This is a genomic window from Pedobacter sp. (genome assembly GCF_039594775.1).
In the GTDB taxonomy this organism is placed as follows: domain Bacteria; phylum Bacteroidota; class Bacteroidia; order Sphingobacteriales; family Sphingobacteriaceae; genus Pedobacter.
Genome location: NZ_JBCNMT010000012.1, coordinates 28,957 through 53,715 on the forward strand (window position 1 = coordinate 28,957; position 24,759 = coordinate 53,715).

The following is a 24,759-nucleotide window of genomic DNA, read 5'->3' on the forward strand; positions in this document are numbered from 1 at the left end:
GTCAAATAACTACATATATATTTGTAGTCAAATGACTTCATAATGAATTTACGTAGAGATGTATTTCAGGCCATTGCCGACCCCACCAGACGAGCAATCCTTATTTTGGTTGCCTCTCAATCGATGACTGCAGGAACCATAGCCGCAAATTTTGATACCGCCAGACCAACCGTATCCAAACACCTACAAATCCTTACTGAATGCGAATTGCTCAGCAAGGCACAAAATGGTCGGGAAATCTTCTATCAGTTAAATCCTCAAAAAATGAAAGAAATAGCAGACTTTATTGAGCCTTTTAGACAAATGTGGGACGATAGGTTTAACAAATTAGAAGCCGTTATGAAAGCCTACCAACAAAAATCATAAAACCATGGAACTGAAAACCAAAATACATGCCGAAGACGGTAAACAAGAGATTACCATTACCCGTGAATTTGATCTTCCCTTAACCTTACTTTTTAAGGCTTATGAAGAGCCTGAACTGGTAGAACAATGGATGGGAAATACCGTCATTAAACTAGAAAACAAGCCACATGGCAGCTATCAATTTGAAAAAAGAGACCCACAGGGCAATCTGCTATTTAGTGCCAATGGTGTAATCCATCGATTCAGCCCAAACCAACAAATCATCAGAACATTTGAAATGGAAAACACACCATTTCCGGTACAGTTGGAGTTTCTAAACTTCGAGGCTTTGGATAACAACACCAGCAAGCTCACCATGCATGTCATCTATAAATCGGTTAGCCACCGCGACCAAATGCTGAAATTACCTTTTGCACAAGGCATCAATATGGCACACAACCTATTACAAAAAGTACTCAATCAATTTAAATAATATTTTATGTCAAAACGCAACAAAATCATTTATTGGATAGCCACCCTTTGGCTATCTTTAGGAATGCTGTCCACTGGCATTGTTCAATTGATAAAAAGAAAGGAAGAAATAGAAATGATGAAGCATTTGGGTTATCCAGAATACCTCTTGATGATATTGGGGATATGGAAAGTCCTAGGTGTAATTGCAGTTCTTTTGCCAAAACTTACTTTATTAAAAGAATGGGCTTATGCAGGCTTTTTCTTTACCATGTCTGGAGCCATTATCTCACACCTCATCATGAAAGATTCTTTTGGTGATATAGCCCCATCATTATTACTTTTAGTCTTAACCATTATATCTTGGTATTTGAGGCCAGTTAGTCGAAAATTGACACCTTCAACCACTTCATTTTAAAACCTGAGTTATGAGCAATAAACTTAAACTACCTACAGAAAGAAGCGAAGAACTACTTAGCATCTTAAAAAATCGCTTTGCGAAAAACATGAATCGCCACGAAGGTTTATCTTGGGACAAAATACAACAGAAATTAGAAGCCAATCCTGATAAACTATGGGCTTTGGATGAAATGGAAGTTACGGGTGGCGAACCCGACGTAGTAGGCTACAATGAAGCCAAAGACGAATATATTTTCTTTGATTGTTCAGCCGAAAGTCCAAAAGGCCGCAGAAGTATTTGCTATGACCCCGAGGCTTTAGAATCAAGGAAAGAACACAAACCTAAACATAGTGCCATTGGCATGGCTGCCGAAATGGGTATTGAAATACTTACCGAAGAGGAATATCAACAACTGCAACAACTAGGGAACTTTGATGCCAAAACCTCCAGTTGGTTGGCCACCCCTCCTGAAGTAAGAAAACTAGGCGGCGCTATTTTTGGCGATTGGCGCTTTGGACGTGTATTCTTTTATCACAATGGCGCCGAATCTTATTATGCCGCTCGTGGTTTTAGAGGCTCGTTAAAGGTTTAAACAAACTATTGTCCATAAAAAACCTCGTAGGTTTTAAAAACCTACGAGGTTTGAAGAAAATACGGCCAACTGGCCGTAAGATATTTCCGATATTACACGTTAAATCTAAAGTGCATAATATCACCATCCTCTACCACGTAAGCCTTACCCTCTACCCCTAATTTACCAGCTTCTTTACAAGCATTCTCCGAGCCTAAGGTTACAAAATCATTATATTTAATTACCTCTGCACGGATAAAACCTTTTTCAAAATCAGTATGGATTACCCCTGCTGCTTGTGGTGCTGTAAAACCTTTGGTAATGGTCCAAGCTCTAACCTCTTGTACGCCAGCAGTAAAATATGTGTATAAATCCAATAAACGGTAAGCAGCTCTAATCAGTTTGTTTACTCCTGATTCATCTAAGCCCAAATCTTGCAAGAACATTTGGCGCTCTTCGTAGCTTTCCAATTCAGCAATCTCTGATTCAATTTTAGCCGAAATTACCAGTACTTCAGCATTTTCGTCAGCTACTGCCTGTTTTACTAAATCAACATACTTATTACCACTTACTACCGAAGCTTCGTCCACATTACAAACGTACATTACAGGTTTTTGTGTCAACAAACCTAAACCTTCAATTTCTTCAAAATCCTCTGGGCTTAAAGGCGCTGTACGAGCAGATTTACCTGTTTCCAAATGGCTTTTTATAGTAGATAAAAGATCAAATTCCCTTTTTGCGTCTTTATCATTCTTAGCCTGTTTTTCTATCTTTTGAATACGCTTAGTCACTGTATCCAAATCTTTCAACTGCAATTCAGTATCAATAATTTCCTTATCGCGGATAGGGTCTACCGAGCCATCAACGTGAATAATATTACCATCGTCAAAGCAACGCAATACGTGAATAATGGCATTGGTGGCCCTAATGTTACCTAAAAACTGATTACCTAAACCTTCCCCTTTTGATGCTCCTTTCACCAAACCAGCAATATCCACAATTTCAATAGTGTTTGGGACTACACGTTGTGGTTTTACCAATTCCGTCAATTTATTTAAACGCTCATCAGGCACGGTAATTACACCAACATTCGGTTCTATGGTACAGAAAGGAAAGTTAGCAGATTGCGCCTTAGCGTTAGATAAACAGTTAAATAAAGTAGATTTTCCTACGTTAGGTAATCCTACTATACCACATTGTAATGCCATTTTATATTTACGATTTTTAGATTTATGATTTAAGTGGATTGAACAAAAGTCTATCCATCAAGTTTTTCAAGGCGCAAAGATAACAAATAGATTTACGATTTTAGCCTCTCCAATACCAGTTGGCAATAAAATGACTACGTTTTGGCCATTAGTGCATCAATAAAGGCTTTACATTGTCATTTGTAGTAATGTAACTATTTATTTAGCTTAGAGGAATCAAATAAAATTATGGAAAATAACTTCGAACAAACAACAACAGTAGGTGAACAAGGAAATCCACCTCAATTAATCGTAACTGAAAACATGCGCAGCTATTTATATGATATGGCTGGATGGACTAAATTCCTGGGCATTGTAGGTTTTATCTTTTCAGGCTTAATGGTTATTATGGCCCTAGGCATGGGAGCTTTATTTAGCACATTTTCTCAAATGCCTGGCATGGAAATGTACGGTGGTTTGGGGAGCGGTGTATTTACCTTTATAATGATACTTTATGCTCTATTATTTCTTTATCCTAGCTTAATGCTTTTCAGCTACGCGGTTAAAGCAAAACAAGGCGTTTTATATGCTGACCAACTTAGTTTGGAAACTGGTATTCGTAAGCTTAAATCATTTTTTAAGTTTTATGGTATCATGATGATTATCGTCATTGCTTTCTATATCCTTATTTTCCTATTTGCAATAGTAGGTGGATTAGCGGGACGTTAATGATATTTTTCGATGCCTTTAGCGGGTTGCCAATTGCTTTTAGGCTCAAAATAATTCCACAATAATTTACTCGTTTTCCGTATCAACACCTCGGCCTCATTGTCATACTTCCAAGAAGTATCTTTTTGGTTCTTGGTGATGATACAGAAAACATAATCTCCGTGCGGTGCATTTACCAACACCACTTCTGAACGCGAAGCGTTAACAGCACCAGACTTAGAAGCTACTTGCACATATGGTGGAATTTCAGATAGGGCTTCTTTATCAAAATAGATACGAATTAAATTTCTATAAATCCGTTCCGAAGCTGCCTCGCTGATCATTTTGCCTTCTCTAATTAAAGTTAATAAAGTAGCCATTTCTCTAGGCGTGGTTTGCCCCCATCCGTATTTACGCTGGTTAGCTTGTCGATCTGGTGTTCGGGAATTTACACGAGTATGCTCTAGGCCATATTGCGCCATTAACTGATTTATCGCTACTCCCGTGCCAGCTAAACTTTGGCACCATAAACTGGCTGTATTGTCGCTGGTGGTGATCATTAACATTAACACTTTGGCTAACCATATCTTTTCACCATTTTTAAAAGAACCTAAAATATCTTCCCCAGCGTATAGCAAGCTATCCTTATAAGTCAATTGGGTATTATAGGCAAGTTCTCCCTTTTCTATTTTGTCAAAAACGCCGCAGGTAATGGGCACCTTGATCATACTTGCCGTTGGAAAAATAGTATCTGCATGATAAGCAGCTATCCTCCCTGTTTTCAATGATTTCACATAAACACCAACTTCACCATTAAAATCTTTCACCAATTCGGCAATCATTTTATTCAGTTTGGCATCTATCTTTTCTTGCTTTTGGGCAAATAAATTAACTACCAAGCATAGTGCTAATGTTAGCAACGATAGTCTTTTTTTCATTTTCAAACATTTATAAACAAAAAATCCTCCCCGATTTTCGAGAAGGATTATATGTCTTTTTTCCTTTAATTTTTAGAAAGTGAAGTCATCATCAGATTTCGCAGCATATTCTTGGTTATCAGAATATTCATAGCGTTTCTCTACCACTTCTTGACGAGATTTGATATAATCAACAGTTTCGGTTAAACCTTCTGCAAACTTTTCGAAATCCTCTTTGTATAAGAAAATTTTATGTTTAACGAAAACACCGTCTTCTAATCTTTTCTTACTCTCTGTTAAGGTTAAATAGTAATCACCCGAACGCGTCGCTTTTACATCAAAAAAATAAGTGCGTTTACCCGCTCTCACTTTCTTAGAAAAAACCTCTTCTCTCTCTTTGTTGTCGAAATCTCCCATTTTTTTATTGTGTGTAGTGTGGTTTTGGTTGGGGTAAATATAATGTAATAATTATCAACTTTCAAAATAGAAATGACAGTAATTAACGTTTTTTTAATATTTTATACATTTTCTTCTTCTAAAAGTTGGTTTTGGTACATCTCCGCATAAGCTTTACCACTGTTCAACAACTCTTCATGAGTTCCTTCTTCAATAATCTGTCCGTCATCCAATACCAATATTTTATCGGCGTTTTTAATGGTCGAAATACGGTGCGCAATCAGCACGCTCGTCCTTCCTTTCATTAATCTGCCCAAATTGCTAAGTATCTCTTCTTCAGTTTTAGTATCTACGGCTGACAAACAATCATCAAAAATCAGCATTTGAGGCGACTTAATCAAAGCTCTTGCAATAGAAACCCTTTGCTTTTGTCCACCAGATAAAGTAATGCCACGCTCTCCTAACATCGTTTCAAATTGTTGCTCAAAACCTATAATATTTTGATAAACCGCAGCGTCTTTAGCAGCTTGACTTACTTGCCCGTCCGTAACGGCATCAAGGCCAAAAGCGATATTGTTTTTTATCGAATCCGAAAACAAAAATACTTCTTGTGGCACAAAACCAATTTGTGAACGATAGGTTTGCAGGTTGAGCGTATCAAGCTTTTGCCCCTCTATTAAGATTTCACCGGAGGTTGGATCATACATCCTCATCAGTAAATTGGCCAAGGTAGATTTGCCCGAGCCAGTTTTACCAATAATGGCCACAAACTGCCCCTGTTTTATTTCAAAGCTCACATTTTTAATGGCCTCTATTCCAGTATCCGCATAAGTAAAACTTACATTCTTAAAGCTGATGTTTCCATTCAAATCAATTTCCTGGTACCCACTGTTTATATCTGGTTGCAATTGTAAAAATTCATTAATACGTTTTTGGGAAGCAGCTGCACGTTGAATGAGCGTAGTTACCCACCCCAACATGGTTACCGGAAAAGTAAGCTGATTCACATAAACAATAAATTCGGCAATATTACCAGGGGTGATGGCCCCATCAATTACCTGTTCGCCTCCAATATAGATGGTCAAAATAGTACTGATTCCCACTAAAAGCAGCATGGTTGGATAAAAAAATGCTTGCACTTTCACCAAACCCATCGAATTCTTTTTATAGGCATTGCTCTCCTCGGCAAATATGGTTTGAGCGTGAGCTTCCCGCACATATGATTTCATGACGCGAATACCTGAAAAACGCTCTTGCACAAAGCTCGATAGACGAGATAATTGTTCCTGTATTTTTTCGCTTTTTTGATTAATAATGGTATTTACATAGTAAATAGCCAATACTAGAATTGGCAAAGGCAATAAAGCATAAATGGCCAAAGTTGCATTTACCGAAAACATAAAGTAAATAACCAACAGAAAAAGCACGGTAGTATTAAACGCATACATAATGGCCGGCCCAACATACATACGAACCCTGTTCACATCTTCCGTGGCCCTGTTCATCAAATCGCCGGTATTATTTCTTCTATAAAATCCTAAACTTAGTTTTTGATAATGCGCATAAATTTCGTTCTTCATATCAAACTCAATATGTCTTGACATAAGGATAATCGTTTGGCGCATAAAGAACAAAAACAGGCCTCTCAGCAGGTACAGAAACAAGATGAGCACACCAAAGAAAAACAAACTATAGCTAAAAATCTCATAGATAATCGCCTGCCTATCAAACCCTTCGTACAATCTGTAAATGGCAGCATTTTCTACAATTAGATCATAAGCGTTCCTAATAACCTGAGCTGGCACTACGCCAAAGATATTTGAGATGATGACGAATAAAATGCCCGGCAAAATCCTCCATTTGTATTTCAGAAAGTACTTATTGAGATATCGTAAGTGTTTCATTGTACAACAAAGTTAATAGAAATTACTTGAGTTAGCGGTTTTGATACCCTCTTCTTCTCTTCCTTTCTAATTGCACTGGATAATGCAATAGATTCCACATTGCCAATTGGCGGCTAAATTCCATTTATTTAAAATACGCTTAGATTTAATGGTTTTTTTGTCTTAGTTTTGCAGGGTACGTTTCAACATTGTTTTGTATGCCAGAAATAAGTTCTTCTAACCCTTCTATTTTAGAGCAATTAAGCCAATCTGGCCACAAAAAAGTAGTATTCTGCAACGACCCTTCTACTGGACTAAAAGCTATTATTGCTATTCACGACACTACACTTGGCCCAGCTTTAGGTGGTGTAAGGATGTGGAATTATAGTTCTGAAGCCGAAGCCTTGGAGGATGTATTACGTTTATCAAAGGGCATGACCTACAAAGCTGCCGTTGCTGGATTAAACGTTGGCGGTGGCACTGCGGTAATTATTGGCGACTCAAGAAGACAGAAATCTGAAGCACTGATGCGCAGTTTTGGACGTTTCGTTAAAAACCTTAACGGTGAGTTTATTGCAGGCGAAGATGTGGGCACTACCGTACGCGACATGGAGTACATTCGTATGGAAACGCAACATGTTACCGGAGTTCCCGAGTCCTTAGGCGGCGCAGGCAATCCAGCCCCATTTACAGCAAAAGGTGTTTATTTGGGCATAAAAGCCTGTGTTAAAGAAGTTTTTGGCACAGATGAGTTAGCTGGTCGCTCTGTAGTGGTACAAGGTACAGGCAACGTAGGCGAACATTTGGTAGAATTGCTAAGAAACGACAATGTAGAGGTTTACGTGACTGACATTAATGAAGACCGTATGCGAGTAATTGCTCGCAAATACAAGGCGAAAGCCATTGAAGCGGATAAAATCTTTACGATAGGCGCTGATATCTATGCTCCATGCGCATTGGGCGCAACGGTAAATGACAGAACTATTAAAACCATGAAGTTTGCCATTATTGCCGGTTCCGCCAACAACCAATTGGCTGATGAGCAAGTGCACGGACAATTATTACATGATAAAGGTATTTTGTACGCTCCAGATTACTTGATCAATGCTGGCGGCATTATTAGCTGTTACTCAGAGCTTACAGGCTTTGGCAGAAAGCGCACCATACAACTTACCGAGAACATTTACGAAGCAACAAAAGAGGTAATCAAGTTGTCGAAATCGGAGAATATTCCGACTAACTTGGCTGCTGCACGTTTGGCAGAAAAACGCATCGAAGACATTAAAAAAATCAAATCATCATATTAATTAATAACAAATAACACACAAAAGGTAATTATACCGCAATCGTTCTTACATTCATGTTAAACAGAAGGCACTTAAGAGTTAAAGCCCTGCAAAATATCTTCGCTTGGCAAAACACCGAAAAAAAAGATACCGTTAGTAGTCAAAAACTATTGATGAAAAGTATCGATGAAGTATATCAGATGTACGTTTCTATGCTAGCACTTATAGTAGACGTTACAGAATATACAGCACACGACGCCCTGGAGAGAGCAAATAAGCATTTGCCAACCGCCGAAGATTTAAATCCAAATCAAAAATTATTACACAACAAGTTCACTAACGTGCTTAAGCACAACCCTGAGTATGTTGCTGCAGTAAACAAATACCAAATCAACTGGTTTTCGGACCCTGAATTGGTAAAATCGATTTTCAACAAGTTAAAGGAAACTAAAGAATACGAAGCATATTTGGCTGAAGATTTTGAAGAAACCTTGGAAAGCTCAAAAGAGATCATCAAGTTCATTTTCCGTAAAATGCTGTTGAAAAACGTAAACGTAGTGCAAGCTTTTGAAGATAAATTCATTAACTGGCCAGTAGATCGTGAGGTAATGCAAGGCATGATTGCCAAAACCATTAAAAACTTCGAATCTGAAAATCCATTAGACAACAAGTTAACCCCAATCAGTGCAGATTGGAACGAAGACAGCACATTTGTAAAAGACCTTTTTACTTACACGTTAAAAAACGACGATAAATATCAGGAACTAATAGCCGAAAGGACAAAGAACTGGGAATCGGAGCGTATTGCTTTAATGGACACTATTTTAATGAAAATGGCCATTTGCGAATTGATGAACTTCCCTTCTATTCCCGTAAAAGTAACCATTAACGAGTATCTTGAACTATCAAAAGATTACAGTACTCCGAAGAGTAATACTTTTATAAATGGTATATTAGACAAAATTTTAAACGATTTAAAGAGAAATAATAGTATTAAAAAAGTAGGCAGAGGTTTAATTGAAGAATAACCCCGAAGTCCCAAATATTATATTTTAAAATGAAAAAACTTTTCTTAATTGCGTTATGTGCGGCAGCCCTTGGTGCATGCCAAAGTAAAGGTGGTGAAGGCAGCGGCACAACAGCTACTGATAGTCCTTCCACTGAAACTCCTGTAATTGCTAAAGCTGATGCTCCGAAAGTACAAGTAGAAAAAGCGACGTACGAGTTTGGAGAGATTACCCAAGGCGAAAAAGTAAGCTACGAATTTAAGTTTAAAAATACCGGCAAAACACCTTTAATCATCACCAACGCATCTGCAACTTGCGGCTGTACAGTACCTGAATACCCTTCGGAGCCTGTTAAACCCGGAGAACAAGGAGTAATTAAGGTAGTTTTTGACAGTACCGGAAAGCTTGGTCTACAAGATAAAGTGGTAACAATTACCTCAAACGCAAACCCAAAATTTGAAGAACTTCATTTGGTGGGCAATGTTAAGGAAAAAAAATAACCCTTTTCCGTCCATCATTTCAATTGGAAAGCTAAAACTGACAAAACAATTAACCAAGTTCAAAAATTAACATACAAAACAAGATAATGATATCAACAGTAATTTTACAGGCCGCTGGAGGCAACAACCTTATGGGAACCATTATCCCTATGGTTTTAATCATGGTAGTATTTTATTTCTTCATGATCAGACCACAAGTAAAAAAAGCAAAAGAGCATAAAAAATTAGTTGGAGAACTAGGTATTGGCGATAAAATTGTAACTACTGCAGGCATTCATGGTAAAATTGTAGGTTCTAACGAAACCACTTTTTTAATCGAGGTAGAAGGCGGTACCAAAATCCGTTTCGATAAATCTGCCATCTCATTAGAAGCAACTAAAGCTGCAGCTCCAAAAGCATAGTTTTATTTTTTGATGCAGATAAATCTACTCAAATTCTGCATCACTATTAAAAAACACCAAAAGCCATTTCGTTTTATCCGGAGTGGCTTTTTTATTGTAATTTTACCACATGCCCTTTATTAAACTTACCCGAATTGAACAAAAACGCTTTGGAGCGATTTTAATCTGCGCCTTATGCGCAGTTGGGGCATGGCTGTTTATGGCACTCAACAAAAAGTATCCATACACCGTGCAAACGGAATTGTTATATAAAGATGAACCACAGGGAAAAGCTTTTAAGGCCCTCCAACCTGATACCGTCGATTTAAAAGTAGAAGGAACGGGCTGGCAATTACTTTTTGCCAGACTCAGAATAAAACCTCCTTCTATTACAGTAAGTTTACAAAAACTAAACAGCAGGAGTTACGTAGTTTTTTCGGAACAGCTTGAACAGGTGAACAGACAGTTAGAAACTTCACAAAAGATAATCTCTATTAAGCCCGACACACTATATTTCGATTTCTCGAGGCGTACCAATAAACGGGTGCCACTAAAATTAATTTCTAAGCTCACTTTTGCGCCACAATATGGCATTGCTAAAGAAATTAAACTAACTCCCTCCTACGTAAATATTTCTGGTCCACATGAAGAGCTAGAAAAAATACATGTATGGCATACGGATAGCTTAAAACTTAGTGATATCAAAAGTAGCGTAGATACAAGGGTCAATATTTTAAAGAATGCCATTAGCAACGTAAGTATATACCCAAATAGTGTCGGCGTTAAAATCCCTGTAGATGAGTTTACGGAGAAAACCATTGAAGTGCCCTTAAGTATTCTTAACAACAAGGAATACCATGATGTCAAATTATACCCTAAAAAAGTAAAGATCACCTTATTGGTAGCCTTATCCAACTATACCAAAGCAGATGAAGATTTGCTAAAGGCCGCTATTGATTTAAATGAATGGAAAATACGTGGTCATCATAAGCTGTCAGTAAAAATCACGAAGCTACCTGAATTTTCAAAACTAGTAAGCATTGTTCCTAGCAATGTTGACTTTATCATCGAAAAATAATGTTAAAGATTGGAATAACTGGTGGAATTGGAAGTGGCAAAACCACGGTATGCAAAGTGTTTGAAACTTTGGGGATTCCTGTTTTTTATGCGGATACAGTTGCGAAACAAATTATGACAACTGATGCGATCCTCATCAATGGTATTAAGAAAGCCTTTGGTGAGCAAAGCTATTTTGAAGACGGCAGCTTAAACAATAAACACATTGCCAATATTGTTTTTGCCGACGAAAAAGAGCTAGCCAAATTAAATGCACTCGTACATCCAGCGGTATTTAGAGCCTTTGACCAATGGGATGCTGAACTTCCTAAAAATACTCCTTACTCTGTAAAAGAAGCCGCACTTTTATTTGAAAGCGGCTCCTATAAAATGTGCGACAAAAATATACTGGTAACAGCTCCCCATCATTTGAAAATTGCTTGGGTCACTCAAAGAGATAAGGTAAATGAAGAACAGGTATTAGCTCGCATGAATAAGCAATTTACCGATGAACAAAAATTAAAAATGGCAGATTTTGTCATTCAAAACAATCCAAATACCTCTATTATTTTACAAGTTTTAGACTTACACCAACAGTTTTTGAAACTGTAACTCCCATGATACTCCAAGATTTCATTATACTCACCAAAACAGGTTTATATTGCTCTTATGGCAACTTTTACCTTGACCCTCAAGAAGCTGTAGAACATGCTGTAATTTCCCATGCCCACGGAGACCATGCCGTGAGCGGCAACCATCATGTGTATTGTACCAATGCCACTCAACTCTTCATGCAACATCGCTATAAGAAGTTTGCAGCTGTCGAATTCGCAATCAAGTCTTATCACGAACCATTTGAATTAAATGGCGTTAAAATAAGTTTTTATCCCGCCGGACATATTTTAGGTTCTGCAATGGTGTTGATGGAATATAAAGACATTCGCTACCTTTATACTGGCGATTATAAATTGGAAGCCGATGTTACTTGTGAGCCTATTGAATTTGTGCAGGCAGATGTTTTGATCACAGAAACCACCTTCGCCAATCCTGCGGTTTCGCACCCAGCAGCCGATGAGGAAATCAAGAAATTGAACGATATTGAGAGCAACATTATGCTCGGTGCATATGCGCTAGGAAAAAGCCAGCGACTTATTTCCCTAATGACTCAACATTGTCCTGATAAAAAAATCCTTGTACATCATAGTATAATGCCCTTTGTACATATTTATGAACAACTTGATGTTTCGCTTGGCAACTTTCAGATTTATGATAGAAAAATCATGAAGCAACAACTACAAGGCAATGTTTATTTAGTACCTCCTATGGTGTTTAATAGCTATATTAGGGCTATCAATGTGGTTAGGGTATTTGCTACAGGATGGAAACACTTGCAACAAGGCAATGGACATTCACTATACATTTCTGACCATGTGGACTGGAAGGGTATCATACAAACCATTGAAGAAGTTAAACCTAAAGAAGTTTGGACCTTACATGGTGATGGTAAACAACTACAAGCCCACTTTTTAAATCAATTGGAAGTTAAAATCCTAAATTAATGAAAGAAGGGGAAGACTTTTATTTTAACGAAGATGGCCTCATGGTGTTTACAAAAGCCTATCACCTTAAACGTGGTTATTGCTGTAAAAACAAATGCAAGCACTGTCCTTGGAATTTCGGAAAGAAGAAAGAGAAAAAAAGCTAACTCATTTAGCTCATATCAACAACAATGCTATGTCGGTCGTCACCCTGAATTTATTTCAGGGTCTTTCATACTAAAAGATGCTGAAATAAATTCAGCATGACGTTGAGCCTAAACCTTACGCAACCAAGCTATATTTTAAGATTTGGTTGGGCCTGAATACCTAGACCTCACCATGATACAAAATAACGGAGTCCCCGCTCCCTGCCGTTATTATACTTTATTTGAATAAAATTTCAATCTACTTCTAAACACTTTATCAAAATCATTGTTAAGTTCAATGTAAACAACCAAAATGACAAAGAAAAGCTCATCCACAAATATCATTGCCTTTTTTATCTGTATTGCAATACCACTTTTAATAGGTTTTATTGGTAGTCAATTTACTATGGAATCTGTAAAAACATGGTACACTACCATTAATAGGCCATCATTCAATCCGCCTAACTGGGTGTTTGCGCCTGTATGGACTACTCTTTATATTTTAATGGGTATCGCTTCATTTAGAGTATGGAAAAAGCGTAAAACTGCTGAATGGTTTCATTGGGCGGTCATCATTTATTTGGTGCAGTTGTTATTTAACCTCATGTGGTCTTTCATATTTTTTGAACTGCACCAAATTGGCTTTGCGCTAATTGAAATTATTCTACTGCTAGTGCTCATCATCATCAACTCATTCATTTTCTATCGTTTTGACAAGCTGGCTGCCTGGTTATTTCTGCCCTATTTTTTATGGGTAAGTTTTGCCACTTATTTAACGTATTCCATCTTTATTCTTAACTAAAAACCAAAAGAAATAGGTACTTTTATGAACCATGCTTCGTAAAAGTATATTCTTCATATTACTAACGATTATCTATTTTCAACTTAGCGCACAAAAAGTTGGATTGGTATTTAGTGGTGGTGGTGCAAAAGGACTAGCTCATATTGGCACTTTAAAAGCTTTAGAAGAAAACAATATTCCCATTGATTACATTACGGGAACTTCTATGGGCGCTATTGTAGGTGCCATGTATGCCGCCGGATATTCGCCCGCTCAAATTGAAAAAATTGCTACAAGCAAAGATTTTCAGGATTGGGTAAACGGACGTTATCAAAGTGATTATAGTTTCTATTTTCAGAAATCAGTGCCAAACCCATCTATCATTACTGCTAAAATGGCCATCGACACGAGCCTACGGCTCAGTTTCAGACCAAATTTGGTGAATGATATTCCGTTGAATTTTGCCTTATTGGAGTTTTTTTCTCAAGCATCGGCCATCGCAAAAGATAATTTCGACAACCTATTTGTCCCCTTCCGTTGCATGGTATCGGATGTATTATCACAAAAGAGTATTACTGTAAGCAAGGGGAGTTTGGCTGAAGCGGTAAGGGCCAGTATGACTGTCCCCCTTATTTATCGTCCCATCAAGCTAGATGAAAAGTTTGTATTTGACGGTGGAATATACAATAATTTCCCCGCCGATATAATGCGTAATGAATTCAAGCCTGATTTTATCATCGGCGCCAATGTTTCCTCTAAAACATTCAATGAATACCCAAAAGATGATGACCGATTGGTGAATAGGTTTTTGGTATACATGTTTCTTTCTAAATCCGATTCGACCTTGGTAGGTGAAAATGGTGTTTACATTGAACCTAATTTAGCAGACTACAGCTCCACAAATTTCCTCCCAGCAGATGAACTCATTAAAAAAGGTTATGAAGCTACCATGGCCGAAATGGACAAAATCAAAGAAGCGATAAATCGTCGGGTATCACCACAAGAGCTGCAAAAAAAACGGACTAATTTTAACGCACAGAAATCGGAGTTAATTTTTAATAATATCATCGTAAAAGGTGTTAATTCTCAGCAGAAAAAATACGTAGAAAGACTCTTCAAAAGCGATCAGAAAACCTTTAACTTAAGCGATATCAAGCGTGGATATTACAAACTTGTGGCCGATGAAGTTTTTGAAACGGTTTATCCAAAAATCAGCTACGATGCTGGTTCAGATAGTTATGATTTTGAGATACTTGCTCAACAGCGAAAGAGTTTAAAAATAGATTTTGGCGGCAATATTTCAACTCGGCCCATCAGTAATGTGTTTCTAGGTATTCAATACAATTATCTCAACAGAAAAGCTTACACTTTTGCCTCAAGTTTTTATTCGGGCCGTTTTTACGAATCGGTTCAAGTAAGCGGTCGTGTCGACTATCCTACCAAACTCCCGTTGTTTTTAGCCGCCGAGTTAACCTATAATAGCTGGAATTTTTACAATACCAGTAAAATTTTTGTAGAGAATCCCTCGCCCACCTACATTGACCAATCGGACCGAAAAATTGACCTTAAGCTAGGTATGCCGCTTAACAAAAATGCAAGAATTATTCTCAATGCCGCTTTTATCAACAACGGCGATAATTATAGTCCAACCAATACTTTTGTGGTAGGGGATTTATTGGATAGAACTGTTTTTAACGGCTTTAGAACAGGACTTACCCTAGAGAAAAACTCGCTTAACAGAAAACAGTACCCAACCGCTGGACAAAACATATTATTAAGTGTAAATTATACCACAGGAAAGGAAAATTACCGTCCTGGCAACATTCTATCCAATCAATTAGGAGTCAGTTCCAGTCCAACGGTTTCCAGAAATTTCAGGTCTTGGGTACACGCGAAATTTAGCTACGAATACTATTTCCTCCATACAAACAGATATAGTTTGGGCTATTTGGTAGAAGGAGTAGTTTCTAATCAACCTTTATTCAACAATTTTTACGCTAGTTTATTGGCCGCTCCTGCGTTTTACCCTATTCAGGATAGTAAATCTATCTTTCTGGAAAATTTCAGAGCTTTTAATTACGCTGCAGGTGGCATCAAAAATGTGATAAATCTGAAAAGAAAATTTGACTTGCGTATAGAAGGTTATGTATTTTTACCTTATCAGGAATTTAAAAAAATTGGACTGCAGCAAGTGGGTTTTGAAGAAACATTGGGCAAATGGCGCTACGCAGGTACCGCAGGCTTAGTTTATCAATCGCCATTAGGACCAATTAGCTTAAGCTACAATTTGTACGACCAAAGCAAACGCAGGCATGGCGTACTTTTACATATTGGATATTTAATTTACAACAAACGCTCCTTAGAATAATAGATGAAACACTTCTTCTTTTTTTGCTTACTTTTTATTTCAAGCAGTTGTTTTGCACAAAACACCAGCATTAATCACTTTATAGTAAAAGAAAGCTTATTGAAAAACAGTAAAATTGCCGTTATTGCCACCGATAGTTTAGACAATCCAATTGAAAACATTAATGGCACTTACACTTTTAGCGTTAGTGGCTTTACCCAGCAATTGACCTTTCATGATGGTGTTTCTATTTTACCGCTACCCATAGATAAATCGACCTTTGTTTATATTAAACACGAAAATGAAAGCGGAACGCACAGTAAGCTGCTATACATTTATAAAAAAGCCAGCGACCTTAATCCAATTACCATCAGCCGTGTTTTCTTCATCATCATTCCATTAATCATCCTTATTTTAGCTTTTGCCTTTAAGAAGTTTATTTACATGGGAATCATCCTATTCCTTGTTTTTTTCTTTTTCAGTTACAGCAAAGGATTAAATATTTCTACCTATTTCGAAACGATATTTGATTATCTAAAGAACTTGGTTTAAAAAGCGTTTAATTCTCGTAATAATTATAACCTGGAAAATTACTGTTTTTCTTCATCATTACACCTATCGCTTTTACTTCAGAATTATGTTCTTTAGCTTTTTCAATTAATTGATTATACCACTCTAGCGTAGTCTGCTGATCAAAATCATCTTTTGGGAGGTCATTTTCAATTATTTGTTCTCTAATCTTATAACAAAAGTTAACAAATACTTTTATAAATGCATTTCGATATTTTTCATATCTGGGATGCTTTGGAAAATGGAAATATATACCCTTTTCTTCCGACAGGGTAATTATAATCTCTACACCTTCTGGTCCATTTATAACGACCTCCTCATGGTCTGGCATTTTTGTCCGTGCGCCCTCTCTATTTAGACCAAAAGCAAAACTTAAAAACCCCAGTAAATAAGAATTATAAAATTCAAGCAAATCTAAATATACTCCAATATCTTTTAATAAGATTGATGATTTAGCGTCTTTTTCAAGTTCTCCAGCCCACCACAATGCATATTCATTATGTTTACGTTTATCTAAACTCTGATTATCAGCATCATATCGAAAGCATTTTTCATTAAAATTTTCAAATTCCAACTTTTTAGTACCTTCAACAAGATGAGGGTCTTTTCTAGCATAGTAAATTAAATCCTTATAGCCGTCGTTAACAAAATAGGTTCTCAATTCATTGATGTAGCTCATTGGTGTATCATTAGTCAGCAAAATGATAGCATATTTTTCATAGTTCCAAATAGCCACACCATCAATAATAAAAATCCCTTTGTCAAAAAGTTTATATACATAGCAACTTGTTGCGAATCTTTCTGCCGACCCCAACATCGCATCTGTAAAATCTAAATAAACTTTTTCGTTTGCAAGTTTTGAAAAATATTCACTAATAATATTCATCAATGCTAGTGAGTTAAACATAGCATTTCTTTTATTCACAACCTTTTCAGCATCTATACCATCAAAATCGACTGACAACTTATCATCCAATTTTAAAAAGCCGTCATTAATTTTCACCCAATGTTTAGGTGCATTTGTATAAAAGCGATTACCTCTTATTTCTTTTTGAGCCAGTTCATAATAGTCTATTTTCATCACCGCTTCTGTATCTTTCTGTCTACGAAATAACCTAGAGAAGAATCCCATAACTTTAGCTTTACCCAATAGTTTTTTTTAATTAAAAAGGCATTCCGATACCAAAATTGTATTGCAAAAACCGGTATCTATCTGGGCTATGCGTAGCTAGGTAATTGGCTTTAAAGGCTTTTCCTCCACTAAAGAATTTACTGATTACCCATTGCTCATCCCCCACAAATTGAGGGTCTTTTAATTTCAGACCAACATCAAACCTAAAAACAAAAAACTGCACATCATATCTAAAGCCCAAGCCTGTGCCCAAAGCTATTTGTTGCCCTAATTGGTCAAACTTAAAATAAGTTTCAGGCTGAGGATTTTTTGGAGCAATGTTCCAGATATTTCCGGCATCTAAAAATGTTGCACCATTTAATTTTCCGCCAAAGAACTTACGCACCAAAGGGAAACGATACTCCAAATTTGCCTCAATACGCATTTGTCCCAGTTGGTCGAAACCAAAGGCCGCAGCCCTAGCTTCTTGAGTAGGAATCACTTCACGATTATAGTTACCTGGGCCCAAAGTTCTAGCTTGCCATGCCCTTACACCGCTTGAACCCCCTGCATAAAATAATTTTTCATAAGGTATTGCGGTGGAATTACCATAAGCATATCCAACACCTACATTAAAACGAGTTACCAGTTGTGATTCTGCTCCCACGCTCTTATACCATCTAAGATCTATTTCTGGCCTCACATACTGGGTAAAAGGCAAGCCTAAAACACGTCCGCTCTCAGGACCTCCTTTTTTGCCCATTAGCCTGGTAATACCTTGCAGTAAGTTTCCAGCGATATCCATATTTCCCCTGAAATAAACGAAACTTCTATTTTGCAGCAATTTATCGGCATTTAAGGAATAGGCATATTTCATTCCAAGCGTAAAATTCTTTCTATCGAGCAATAGAAGATTATAAATATTATTTACAACGGTTTCTATATTTTGTTCGTTAAGAGTATCGATCAACACACTACCAAAACGATACTCGAAATTAAGTGGCGTGAATGAATGGATTTTAGACTTGGTCTCTACCCAATCATAGGTAATGGAGTTAATGAAAACTCTACGAACCGTAATATCTTTCTGTAAGGCATACAAATAGCTACTCGAAAATGTAGTATACGGAATACCATTTTTACCCATCAAAGGTATTCCAAAAGGCACCAACAACCTAGGTACCGTTAAACTTGCACTTATCGAGAAATCTCTCTGGTAGATATCAGAAAAAATATTGCCTACACCTGTGTATCTAGATTGCAAACCACCCTTCACCTGAAACTGAAATTTCTCTCCGCCTTTTAAAAAATTATTATTGGTGTAGGTGTTACTCAAGGTGAAACCAACAGTGGCATTGTTGAAAGGTATTTCTCCCTCTATACGGTTGCTCATCCTTTTTTGGGGAATCAGCATAATCACCGGATCTATCACGTCTGCAGTATCTTTATTTTTCAGATAATCTATCTTCACATTTTTGAAGATATTTAGCTCATAAAGTCTGTCGTAGGTTAAGGCTTCGTTATCAATATTGTAGGTAGTCCCTTGCTTGATGAAATCGTAGCGGGTAATAGGATTTCTTCTAAACTTCCCTGAAAGGTCCGTAAAACGGATTCCATTTATGGTACGCTTATTAAAGGTAATAGAATCGGTAAAACCCTCTGTATTAGGCGCTATTAGGATATCTGTTTTTCCAATTCGATATTTGGTATGCCTTTTGGTACTATCTATTGGATTTTCGATAATCAGCTTTACGCTTACCTTATTATTATTCTTGTTCGAATCAGGCTCAAACCTCACATAAGGCCTTACAAAATCGTAATAGCCATTCCGTCTCATCAAGGTATAAATCTCTTCTCTTTCATAAGCCAGCGAATCCTCATCATACTGCATTCCTTCGCTAATTTTAGAGAACCTAGGTTTTGCTCCCAAGTATAATGATTTCACCGCTTCATCTGGGATTTGAGTGGTTATTTTATCAACCATAAAAGGCTGCCTAGTATTAGCAATAAACTTTAGCTTGGCCTTCTTATTTTTAACATTGATTTCCGAACTTACTTTTGCATTAAAAAAGCCCTTACTTTTCAGGAATTTCTCAATTTGACTTCTTGAAATTTCGACCAAAGTACTATCCAATATGGGCGGAGGGCTACCTAAAGGTTTGATATTGTTTTTCCTATACTTACCATTTTTGGTATTAAATATATTATAAATACCTACATTGATTCCCAATCCTTCAATTGGCTTGATATCCTTTTGTACATAGGCATAAGCTGCTTCCTCATAAGCTTTATCGATACTATCGATTTCTACCTTTTTAACAATAGCCTGATAGTCTTCTATATATTTTGTTGAAGCGCATCCTGCGATAAAAACAAGAATAAATAGTAATATTGCAAGAAGTTGAATGTCCCGTTTATTGTTGTTAGTATATGCTTTCAAAATCTCAAATCAGTTTTATTAAATCACTTCATCAAAAAAAGTACCGTAAAGAAAACGGAATTTTCATTATTGAGGGTATAAAATCTATCATAGAATTTTTAAATTCTGACTATCAAACACATAGCATTTACTACACCTCAAAAATATCGTCCGCTTTACCTAAAGTTAGTGCAAATATAAACTTATTTGAAGTAACCGATGTTGAGCTTCAAAAGATTAGCACCTTACAAACGCCACAGCATATCCTAGCATTGGTACATATACCGTCTAAAAAAGAGATAGATCCAAATGCTTTGCGCAATAACTTTTCATTAGTACTGGACGACGTACAAGACCCAGGCAACTTTGGTACCATCATTAGAACTGCCGATTGGTTTGGTATTAAAAACGTTATCTGCTCAGAAAATACTGTGGAAGCTTACAATCCAAAAACAGTACAATCAACTATGGGTTCGTTATGCCGGGTGAATATTACCTACACTTCGCTAGTTCCTTTTCTAAAAAATATAAAACTACCGATTTACGGTGCTTTGCTGGATGGCGAAAACATATACCAGACCAGTTGGGGCAACGAAGGGCTGATTTTATTGGGCAATGAAGGCCATGGTATTGGAAAAGAGCTTATTGAACAAATTACCGTTCCAGTTACCATCCCTCGTTTTGGGCAAGCGGAATCTCTAAATGTGGCAGTATCAGCGGCAATCTTCTGTAGTGAAATTAGCAGAAAATAATTTTTAGCTAAAATAATTAAACAATTTAAGCGATATAGTTTGCAAGCTTACTTTAATTTGTTATTTTTGCAGCCTTGAAAAACAAGAAGGGTCGAGTGGCCGAGTGGCTAGGCAGAGGTCTGCAAAACCTTGTACAGCGGTTCGAATCCGCTCTCGACCTCAAGGTTAAAATTATTAAAAAGAAATAAAGCTCATTATCATGGCAGTTACCAGATTAAAAAGAAAAGACAGATACAACAAAACTGTTTCTCGTTTAGAAGTAAAAAACTTGAAATTGGCAACTAACCTAGAATTAGGTAGCCGTTCTAAGCAATCTACAAAAGATCAATTAGCTAAGAACAACGCAGTATTAGCGTCTTTAGCTAAGTAATCTTAGATTACAAAAAATTAAAAAAGTCCCGCCATGGCGGGACTTTTTTCTTTACAACCAATTTTAACCATGCACAAGCTCGTAAACCTTGTGCATATACATCGCTTCGTCAATAGCGTGTACAAAATCATTCAGCTCCGCTCGGGTAAACTTTAAGCAGATATCAGGAAAAGGGGTTGACAATATCACAATCCTACTTCCATCTGGACCATACTCAAAATACTTATCAAAGTTGAGCCTTTTAGCCACTTTCGTAAACTCATAGAACTGATTAAAGGAAAAACTAAGCAATAGACCAGGTTTCCAAATATTAATCATTCTACAGTTATTACATTGGGTTATCTGTATATCCCCCGAATTTGCGATAATGGTTTTCTTGCACATATCTATTAAAAGCTGACCATACAAATATCAAATTATTTAGACTAATTCCAAATAATAAAATAGAATATTTATAGCTAGTTTGATTATCAATCACTTAAAAATAAAGCAATCAAAAACCATCTGTTTTTGTTAATCTTAAAAAAGGATAGTAAACTGAAACTCAATAAATCAATGAAAAAGGATCATATTTTAGTTGAACGTACTTTTAATGCTCCGATTAATAAGGTTTGGACCGCCCTTACCGATACTAAAGAGATGAATAAATGGTATTTTAACATCGAAAGTTTTAAGCCTATAGCAGGTTTTAAATTCGATTTTATGGGCGGGCCTGATGAAGGGCCAAAATATTTGCACTTATGTGAGATTACTGAAGTAAAGGAAAAGGAAAAGTTAGCCCATACTTGGCGCTATGATAACTATCCTGGTAATTCTGAAGTAATATGGCAACTGATGGACAAAGGTGAACAGACACTTGTTAGATTGACTCATTCCAATGTCCACACCTTAGAAGAAGGCGGACCTGATTTTGCGAAGGAAAATTTTGTTGAAGGCTGGAATTATATTCTGCATACCAGCCTAAAAAACCATTTAGAAGGCGACGGAAACTAATTTAGGGATTTGCAAATATCCTTAATTAGCCCAGGTCCCTCATAAATAAAACCGGTATATAACTGCACCAAGGCTGCTCCTGCATCCAATTTTTCTTTGGCGTCTTCGGCAGAATGGATACCTCCTACCCCAATAATTGGAAATGCCTTATTTGATTTTTCTGAAAGATAGCGAATTACTTCGGTAGAACGTTTGGTTAACGGCTTGCCACTCAAACCTCCCATTTCGCCCTTTAGCTTTTCTGGCGAATATAATCCATCGCGGCCAATAGTGGTATTAGTGGCAATTACTCCTGCAATACCAGTTTCTTTTACAATTTCAATAATATCATCTAACTGTTCATCAGTTAAATCTGGCGCAATTTTCAATAATATTGGTCTAGAGATATTGTTTTTGCAATTACGTTTTTGTAAGGTATTTAAAAGTTCCATTAGAGGTCCCTTTTCCTGCAAGGCTCTCAATCCTGGCGTATTTGGAGAACTTACATTCACTACAAAATAATCAACTACATCAAATAAGCGATCAAAGCATTTGATATAATCGTAAACGGCATCTTCATTTGGCGTATTCTTATTCTTTCCAATATTTCCACCTACAATAATATCTGGATGGCGGTCTTTTAACAAGCGCAAACGTTCCGCCATGGTATCAACGCCTTTGTTGTTGAAACCCATTCGGTTAATCAGTGCGGCATCTTCTGGCAAACGGAACATCCTTGGTCTATCATTTCCCGGCTGTGGAAGTGGCGTAACCGTGCCAACTTCAACAAAGCCAAAGCCCAAATTGCTCAAGGCTTCAACATATTCGCCATTTTTATCAAAACCTGCGGCTAAACCTACCGGATTCTTGAACTTCAACCCAAAAACCTCTCGCTCTAATCCTTTAAAGCTAACATCGTAACTCCCCCTCAGCACTGATTTGCCAAATGGAAAAAAATCATTGAACCATTTTAAACGCTTTACCACAAAATGGTGTACATTTTCAGGGTCGAACTTGAAGAATATAGGTTTTACCAGACGATACATGATGCGAAGATAGCAAAAAAGCAAGTGTTAACATTTTCTTAATTTATTTTTAGACAAACAGTTTCAGCAAGCATGGTAAACGGCAAATGGTTAGTGCAATTTGCACCAACCTATCACTCCCGTCTTTTCGACGAAGGAGAAATCCAGCTCATGGCTATTTTCGAGTAAATATTGAGTAGGATGCGCTATCATTAGATTTCTCCCGTACGGTTGAAATGACGGCAAGGGAAATGAAAAGGGCCATGCTCGTCTACTATAGCATGGCCCTATTCATGAATTATAAAACCAAAAAATTAATAAGCAGCTGTAAAACGTTGGCGTGGGTGTGCATTGCTTTCTACCTCATCTGCAATTACAACGGCCAAATCCTCTACAGAAAGTATACTTCTACCTGCTTCGTCAAAAACCGGATTCTCTAATTCTAAGCGATATTTTCCGGTACGGCCGGTAGTGATACCGGGATGCATTTCTATCGCAGGGCTAAAGAAGGTCCAATTTAGCACTTTCTCTTCTTTAAGTGCATTCAGATAATCTCTAGCTGCCGTTGCCCCGGCCTTATATTCAGCGGGAAAATTCTCACCATCAACCAGTTGATTGCCATCAACAAATAAACTACCTGCCCCACCTATCACAATTAAACGATTTACGTTTGATGCCTTCACTCCTGCTTGAATGGCTTCTGAACCCTTAATAAAATCGCTATAGATATTAGGATTAGTCCAGCCCGCGTTAAAGGCACTTACTACCACATCATAACCACTAATGGCATCAGCCAAAGCTTGTTGATTGGTTACATCTACACTTTTTGCCTCCACATTTTGCCTTGAAACCACTTTATCGATGTTTCTTGCGATTGCCAATACCTCATGACCTCTCTCGGCTAATTCTTTTACCAAGTTTTGTCCTACAAAACCTGTTGCTCCAATGACAGCTACTTTCATGTTAAATTGAATTTATTGTTTATTGTTTATTGTTTATTGTTTATTGTTTATTGTTTATTGTTTATTTGTAACTATTTTTATTACAGTTTAAATCAAAAAAATATTAAGCAAACCTGTTGCTAAAATCAGCAAGGGTCTGTTTATTTAATTCATCAATTAATCTCTTTTCCGTTTCATCATACAAATCGTTCAAGTGCCTATTAATGTCCCTCCCCACTTCACAAAGTGGGTTTGGATCATTTTTATGGTTTCCCAGTAAGTAATTTCCCTTTACACTTTGATATAATGAACCTAAAGTAATCTTGTTCGCAGTTTTGGCCAATGTACTTCCTCCATTTTTCCCCTCTTTGCTAAGCACAAAACCATGCTCACGCAAGTTAACCAATTCCTTTCTTACCAAAACGGGATTGATGTTAATGCTCCCAGCCATATAATCAGATGATAGCAACTCTCCTTTCGCTTTATCAAGTAAAACCAAAATATGTAAGGAAATTGCAAATCTGCCGTTATTCATTCTGTAATTTTATTTATTACAGTACAAATATACGTCATTATTTTTCACACTTCCAAATTAATCGTTATTTTTTTGTTAAAACCTATAGCTATATTATTACGTCATCACTTTTAAGAGTATCTTTGCAGCCGACGCCAAAAAATTC

General features: G+C 37.0%; 29 protein-coding genes and 1 tRNA gene. 20 read left to right on the forward strand and 10 right to left on the reverse strand.

Translation table 11 applies throughout. From position 1 onward, the window contains the following. The first annotated feature begins 42 nt into the window (after positions 1-42). Genes ABDV71_RS19285 through ABDV71_RS19300 form a run of 4 tightly spaced genes read left to right on the forward strand, consistent with a single transcriptional unit; the run spans position 43 to position 1,808 of the window. Positions 43-366, forward strand: a complete 324-nt coding sequence (locus ABDV71_RS19285; RefSeq protein WP_343535481.1) for a metalloregulator ArsR/SmtB family transcription factor — start codon at positions 43-45, stop codon at positions 364-366. 4 nt (positions 367-370) lie between these two features. Continuing rightward, positions 371-838, forward strand: coding sequence for an SRPBCC domain-containing protein (locus ABDV71_RS19290; protein ID WP_343535483.1), 468 nt, complete (start codon positions 371-373; stop codon positions 836-838). A 6-nt stretch (positions 839-844) separates the two neighbouring features. Beyond that, positions 845-1,234, forward strand: coding sequence for a DoxX family protein (locus tag ABDV71_RS19295; protein ID WP_343535485.1), 390 nt, complete (start codon positions 845-847; stop codon positions 1,232-1,234). 10 nt (positions 1,235-1,244) lie between these two features. Continuing rightward, the gene (locus ABDV71_RS19300; protein ID WP_343535487.1) at positions 1,245-1,808 is read left to right on the forward strand and encodes a DUF4256 domain-containing protein; all 564 of its coding nucleotides are present in this window, start codon (positions 1,245-1,247) and stop codon (positions 1,806-1,808) included. Positions 1,809-1,900: 92 nt separating this feature from the next. Here ABDV71_RS19300 and ychF read toward each other — a convergent pair whose 3' ends face one another. Then, positions 1,901-2,995 carry a redox-regulated ATPase YchF gene (gene ychF, locus ABDV71_RS19305; protein WP_343535489.1) on the reverse strand — a complete coding sequence of 365 codons (1,095 nt, stop codon included), beginning with the start codon at positions 2,993-2,995 and terminating at the stop codon, positions 1,901-1,903. Positions 2,996-3,223: 228 nt separating this feature from the next. On the opposite strand from ychF, the gene ABDV71_RS19310 reads away from it, so the two are divergent. Further along, positions 3,224-3,703 (forward strand): DUF5362 family protein, encoded by a 480-nt coding sequence (locus ABDV71_RS19310; protein ID WP_343535491.1) that lies wholly within the window; start codon positions 3,224-3,226, stop codon positions 3,701-3,703. On the opposite strand, the gene ABDV71_RS19315 is transcribed toward ABDV71_RS19310, so the two are convergent. From ABDV71_RS19315 to ABDV71_RS19325, 3 genes are all read right to left on the reverse strand, one after another. Then, complete coding sequence (locus ABDV71_RS19315; protein ID WP_343535493.1) at positions 3,700-4,620, reverse strand: serine hydrolase; 921 nt, start codon at positions 4,618-4,620, stop codon at positions 3,700-3,702. The genes ABDV71_RS19310 and ABDV71_RS19315 overlap by 4 nt on opposite strands. Positions 4,621-4,692: 72 nt before the next feature. After that, positions 4,693-5,016 (reverse strand): DUF3276 family protein, encoded by a 324-nt coding sequence (locus tag ABDV71_RS19320; protein WP_113645548.1) that lies wholly within the window; start codon positions 5,014-5,016, stop codon positions 4,693-4,695. 101 nt (positions 5,017-5,117) lie between these two features. Beyond that, positions 5,118-6,899: an ABC transporter ATP-binding protein gene (locus tag ABDV71_RS19325; RefSeq protein WP_343535498.1), complete on the reverse strand. Its 1,782-nt coding sequence runs from the start codon at positions 6,897-6,899 to the stop codon at positions 5,118-5,120. A gap of 197 nt (positions 6,900-7,096) precedes the next feature. Here ABDV71_RS19325 and ABDV71_RS19330 point away from each other — a divergent pair, with 197 nt between their 5' ends. The 11 genes from ABDV71_RS19330 to ABDV71_RS19380 all read left to right on the forward strand — a co-directional run bounded on the left by ABDV71_RS19330 (position 7,097) and on the right by ABDV71_RS19380 (position 16,471). After that, complete coding sequence (locus tag ABDV71_RS19330) at positions 7,097-8,185, forward strand: Glu/Leu/Phe/Val dehydrogenase dimerization domain-containing protein (RefSeq protein ID WP_343535500.1); 1,089 nt, start codon at positions 7,097-7,099, stop codon at positions 8,183-8,185. Positions 8,186-8,238: 53 nt separating this feature from the next. After that, complete coding sequence (gene nusB, locus ABDV71_RS19335; protein ID WP_343535502.1) at positions 8,239-9,192, forward strand: transcription antitermination factor NusB; 954 nt, start codon at positions 8,239-8,241, stop codon at positions 9,190-9,192. Between the two features lie 29 nt (positions 9,193-9,221). After that, positions 9,222-9,671: a DUF1573 domain-containing protein gene (locus tag ABDV71_RS19340; RefSeq protein ID WP_343535504.1), complete on the forward strand. Its 450-nt coding sequence runs from the start codon at positions 9,222-9,224 to the stop codon at positions 9,669-9,671. An 86-nt stretch (positions 9,672-9,757) separates the two neighbouring features. Continuing rightward, on the forward strand, positions 9,758-10,072 hold the full coding sequence (yajC, locus tag ABDV71_RS19345; RefSeq protein WP_343535506.1) for a preprotein translocase subunit YajC: 315 nt from the start codon (positions 9,758-9,760) through the stop codon (positions 10,070-10,072). A gap of 109 nt (positions 10,073-10,181) precedes the next feature. Beyond that, positions 10,182-11,129, forward strand: a complete 948-nt coding sequence (locus tag ABDV71_RS19350; RefSeq protein WP_343535508.1) for a YbbR-like domain-containing protein — start codon at positions 10,182-10,184, stop codon at positions 11,127-11,129. Continuing rightward, positions 11,129-11,719, forward strand: a complete 591-nt coding sequence (gene coaE / locus ABDV71_RS19355; protein WP_343535510.1) for a dephospho-CoA kinase — start codon at positions 11,129-11,131, stop codon at positions 11,717-11,719. The genes ABDV71_RS19350 and coaE overlap by 1 nt, the downstream gene beginning before the upstream one ends. Positions 11,720-11,724: 5 nt before the next feature. After that, the gene (locus ABDV71_RS19360) at positions 11,725-12,666 is read left to right on the forward strand and encodes an exonuclease (RefSeq protein ID WP_343535512.1); all 942 of its coding nucleotides are present in this window, start codon (positions 11,725-11,727) and stop codon (positions 12,664-12,666) included. Beyond that, positions 12,666-12,812 carry a DUF5522 domain-containing protein gene (locus tag ABDV71_RS19365; protein WP_199132330.1) on the forward strand — a complete coding sequence of 49 codons (147 nt, stop codon included), beginning with the start codon at positions 12,666-12,668 and terminating at the stop codon, positions 12,810-12,812. Before ABDV71_RS19360 ends, ABDV71_RS19365 begins: the two co-directional genes overlap by 1 nt. Before the next feature lie 292 nt (positions 12,813-13,104). Next, entirely contained in the window at positions 13,105-13,593 is a 489-nt protein-coding gene (locus ABDV71_RS19370; protein WP_343535515.1) for a TspO/MBR family protein, read from the forward strand. A 31-nt stretch (positions 13,594-13,624) separates the two neighbouring features. Continuing rightward, positions 13,625-15,940 (forward strand): patatin-like phospholipase family protein, encoded by a 2,316-nt coding sequence (locus ABDV71_RS19375; protein WP_343535517.1) that lies wholly within the window; start codon positions 13,625-13,627, stop codon positions 15,938-15,940. Between the two features lie 99 nt (positions 15,941-16,039). Then, the gene (locus ABDV71_RS19380; protein ID WP_343535519.1) at positions 16,040-16,471 is read left to right on the forward strand and encodes a hypothetical protein; all 432 of its coding nucleotides are present in this window, start codon (positions 16,040-16,042) and stop codon (positions 16,469-16,471) included. Positions 16,472-16,478: 7 nt separating this feature from the next. On the opposite strand, the gene ABDV71_RS19385 is transcribed toward ABDV71_RS19380, so the two are convergent. Together ABDV71_RS19385 and ABDV71_RS19390 are read right to left on the reverse strand one after the other, a co-directional pair. Further along, on the reverse strand, positions 16,479-17,639 hold the full coding sequence (locus ABDV71_RS19385; RefSeq protein ID WP_343535521.1) for a hypothetical protein: 1,161 nt from the start codon (positions 17,637-17,639) through the stop codon (positions 16,479-16,481). A gap of 13 nt (positions 17,640-17,652) precedes the next feature. Further along, the gene (locus ABDV71_RS19390) at positions 17,653-20,040 is read right to left on the reverse strand and encodes a BamA/TamA family outer membrane protein (protein ID WP_343535523.1); all 2,388 of its coding nucleotides are present in this window, start codon (positions 20,038-20,040) and stop codon (positions 17,653-17,655) included. On the opposite strand from ABDV71_RS19390, the gene ABDV71_RS19395 reads away from it, so the two are divergent. The 3 genes from ABDV71_RS19395 (at position 20,031) to ABDV71_RS19405 (ending at position 21,141) form a co-directional block, all read left to right on the forward strand. Further along, positions 20,031-20,771 carry an RNA methyltransferase gene (locus tag ABDV71_RS19395; protein ID WP_343535525.1) on the forward strand — a complete coding sequence of 247 codons (741 nt, stop codon included), beginning with the start codon at positions 20,031-20,033 and terminating at the stop codon, positions 20,769-20,771. The genes ABDV71_RS19390 and ABDV71_RS19395 overlap by 10 nt on opposite strands. Positions 20,772-20,860: 89 nt before the next feature. Then, positions 20,861-20,931: transfer RNA gene (locus ABDV71_RS19400), tRNA-Cys, on the forward strand. Between the two features lie 39 nt (positions 20,932-20,970). Continuing rightward, complete coding sequence (locus tag ABDV71_RS19405) at positions 20,971-21,141, forward strand: spore protein (protein WP_113639047.1); 171 nt, start codon at positions 20,971-20,973, stop codon at positions 21,139-21,141. Between the two features lie 63 nt (positions 21,142-21,204). Here ABDV71_RS19405 and ABDV71_RS19410 read toward each other — a convergent pair whose 3' ends face one another. Then, positions 21,205-21,459 carry a hypothetical protein gene (locus ABDV71_RS19410; protein WP_343535528.1) on the reverse strand — a complete coding sequence of 85 codons (255 nt, stop codon included), beginning with the start codon at positions 21,457-21,459 and terminating at the stop codon, positions 21,205-21,207. A gap of 237 nt (positions 21,460-21,696) precedes the next feature. Between ABDV71_RS19410 and ABDV71_RS19415 the strand changes: the two genes are divergently transcribed. Continuing rightward, positions 21,697-22,134: an SRPBCC domain-containing protein gene (locus ABDV71_RS19415; protein WP_343535530.1), complete on the forward strand. Its 438-nt coding sequence runs from the start codon at positions 21,697-21,699 to the stop codon at positions 22,132-22,134. Here ABDV71_RS19415 and ABDV71_RS19420 read toward each other — a convergent pair. From ABDV71_RS19420 to ABDV71_RS19430, 3 genes are all read right to left on the reverse strand, one after another. After that, complete coding sequence (locus ABDV71_RS19420) at positions 22,131-23,159, reverse strand: quinone-dependent dihydroorotate dehydrogenase (protein ID WP_343535532.1); 1,029 nt, start codon at positions 23,157-23,159, stop codon at positions 22,131-22,133. The genes ABDV71_RS19415 and ABDV71_RS19420 overlap by 4 nt on opposite strands. 293 nt (positions 23,160-23,452) lie before the next feature. After that, a complete protein-coding gene (locus tag ABDV71_RS19425) occupies positions 23,453-24,100 on the reverse strand; it encodes an NAD(P)H-binding protein (protein ID WP_343535534.1) in 648 nt (215 codons plus the stop codon). A 103-nt stretch (positions 24,101-24,203) separates the two neighbouring features. Beyond that, positions 24,204-24,614 carry an Rrf2 family transcriptional regulator gene (locus ABDV71_RS19430; protein WP_343535537.1) on the reverse strand — a complete coding sequence of 137 codons (411 nt, stop codon included), beginning with the start codon at positions 24,612-24,614 and terminating at the stop codon, positions 24,204-24,206. Between the last annotated feature and the right edge of the window lie 145 nt (positions 24,615-24,759).

Coding starts and splice junctions, on each gene's coding strand:
- ychF (WP_343535489.1), bottom strand. CDS start 2,995: ATGGCATTACAATGTGGTATAGTAGGATTACCTAACGTAGGAAAATCT.
- ABDV71_RS19365 (WP_199132330.1), top strand. CDS start 12,666: ATGAAAGAAGGGGAAGACTTTTATTTTAACGAAGATGGCCTCATGGTG.
- ABDV71_RS19405 (WP_113639047.1), top strand. CDS start 20,971: ATGGCAGTTACCAGATTAAAAAGAAAAGACAGATACAACAAAACTGTT.
- ABDV71_RS19295 (WP_343535485.1), top strand. CDS start 845: ATGTCAAAACGCAACAAAATCATTTATTGGATAGCCACCCTTTGGCTA.
- ABDV71_RS19370 (WP_343535515.1), top strand. CDS start 13,105: ATGACAAAGAAAAGCTCATCCACAAATATCATTGCCTTTTTTATCTGT.
- coaE (WP_343535510.1), top strand. CDS start 11,129: ATGTTAAAGATTGGAATAACTGGTGGAATTGGAAGTGGCAAAACCACG.
- ABDV71_RS19325 (WP_343535498.1), bottom strand. CDS start 6,899: ATGAAACACTTACGATATCTCAATAAGTACTTTCTGAAATACAAATGG.
- ABDV71_RS19375 (WP_343535517.1), top strand. CDS start 13,625: ATGCTTCGTAAAAGTATATTCTTCATATTACTAACGATTATCTATTTT.
- ABDV71_RS19310 (WP_343535491.1), top strand. CDS start 3,224: ATGGAAAATAACTTCGAACAAACAACAACAGTAGGTGAACAAGGAAAT.
- ABDV71_RS19320 (WP_113645548.1), bottom strand. CDS start 5,016: ATGGGAGATTTCGACAACAAAGAGAGAGAAGAGGTTTTTTCTAAGAAA.
- yajC (WP_343535506.1), top strand. CDS start 9,758: ATGATATCAACAGTAATTTTACAGGCCGCTGGAGGCAACAACCTTATG.
- nusB (WP_343535502.1), top strand. CDS start 8,239: ATGTTAAACAGAAGGCACTTAAGAGTTAAAGCCCTGCAAAATATCTTC.
- ABDV71_RS19285 (WP_343535481.1), top strand. CDS start 43: ATGAATTTACGTAGAGATGTATTTCAGGCCATTGCCGACCCCACCAGA.
- ABDV71_RS19300 (WP_343535487.1), top strand. CDS start 1,245: ATGAGCAATAAACTTAAACTACCTACAGAAAGAAGCGAAGAACTACTT.
- ABDV71_RS19410 (WP_343535528.1), bottom strand. CDS start 21,459: ATGATTAATATTTGGAAACCTGGTCTATTGCTTAGTTTTTCCTTTAAT.
- ABDV71_RS19425 (WP_343535534.1), bottom strand. CDS start 24,100: ATGAAAGTAGCTGTCATTGGAGCAACAGGTTTTGTAGGACAAAACTTG.
- ABDV71_RS19315 (WP_343535493.1), bottom strand. CDS start 4,620: ATGAAAAAAAGACTATCGTTGCTAACATTAGCACTATGCTTGGTAGTT.
- ABDV71_RS19395 (WP_343535525.1), top strand. CDS start 20,031: ATGCTTTCAAAATCTCAAATCAGTTTTATTAAATCACTTCATCAAAAA.
- ABDV71_RS19360 (WP_343535512.1), top strand. CDS start 11,725: ATGATACTCCAAGATTTCATTATACTCACCAAAACAGGTTTATATTGC.
- ABDV71_RS19340 (WP_343535504.1), top strand. CDS start 9,222: ATGAAAAAACTTTTCTTAATTGCGTTATGTGCGGCAGCCCTTGGTGCA.
- ABDV71_RS19430 (WP_343535537.1), bottom strand. CDS start 24,614: ATGAATAACGGCAGATTTGCAATTTCCTTACATATTTTGGTTTTACTT.
- ABDV71_RS19420 (WP_343535532.1), bottom strand. CDS start 23,159: ATGTATCGTCTGGTAAAACCTATATTCTTCAAGTTCGACCCTGAAAAT.
- ABDV71_RS19330 (WP_343535500.1), top strand. CDS start 7,097: ATGCCAGAAATAAGTTCTTCTAACCCTTCTATTTTAGAGCAATTAAGC.
- ABDV71_RS19415 (WP_343535530.1), top strand. CDS start 21,697: ATGAAAAAGGATCATATTTTAGTTGAACGTACTTTTAATGCTCCGATT.
- ABDV71_RS19290 (WP_343535483.1), top strand. CDS start 371: ATGGAACTGAAAACCAAAATACATGCCGAAGACGGTAAACAAGAGATT.
- ABDV71_RS19350 (WP_343535508.1), top strand. CDS start 10,182: ATGCCCTTTATTAAACTTACCCGAATTGAACAAAAACGCTTTGGAGCG.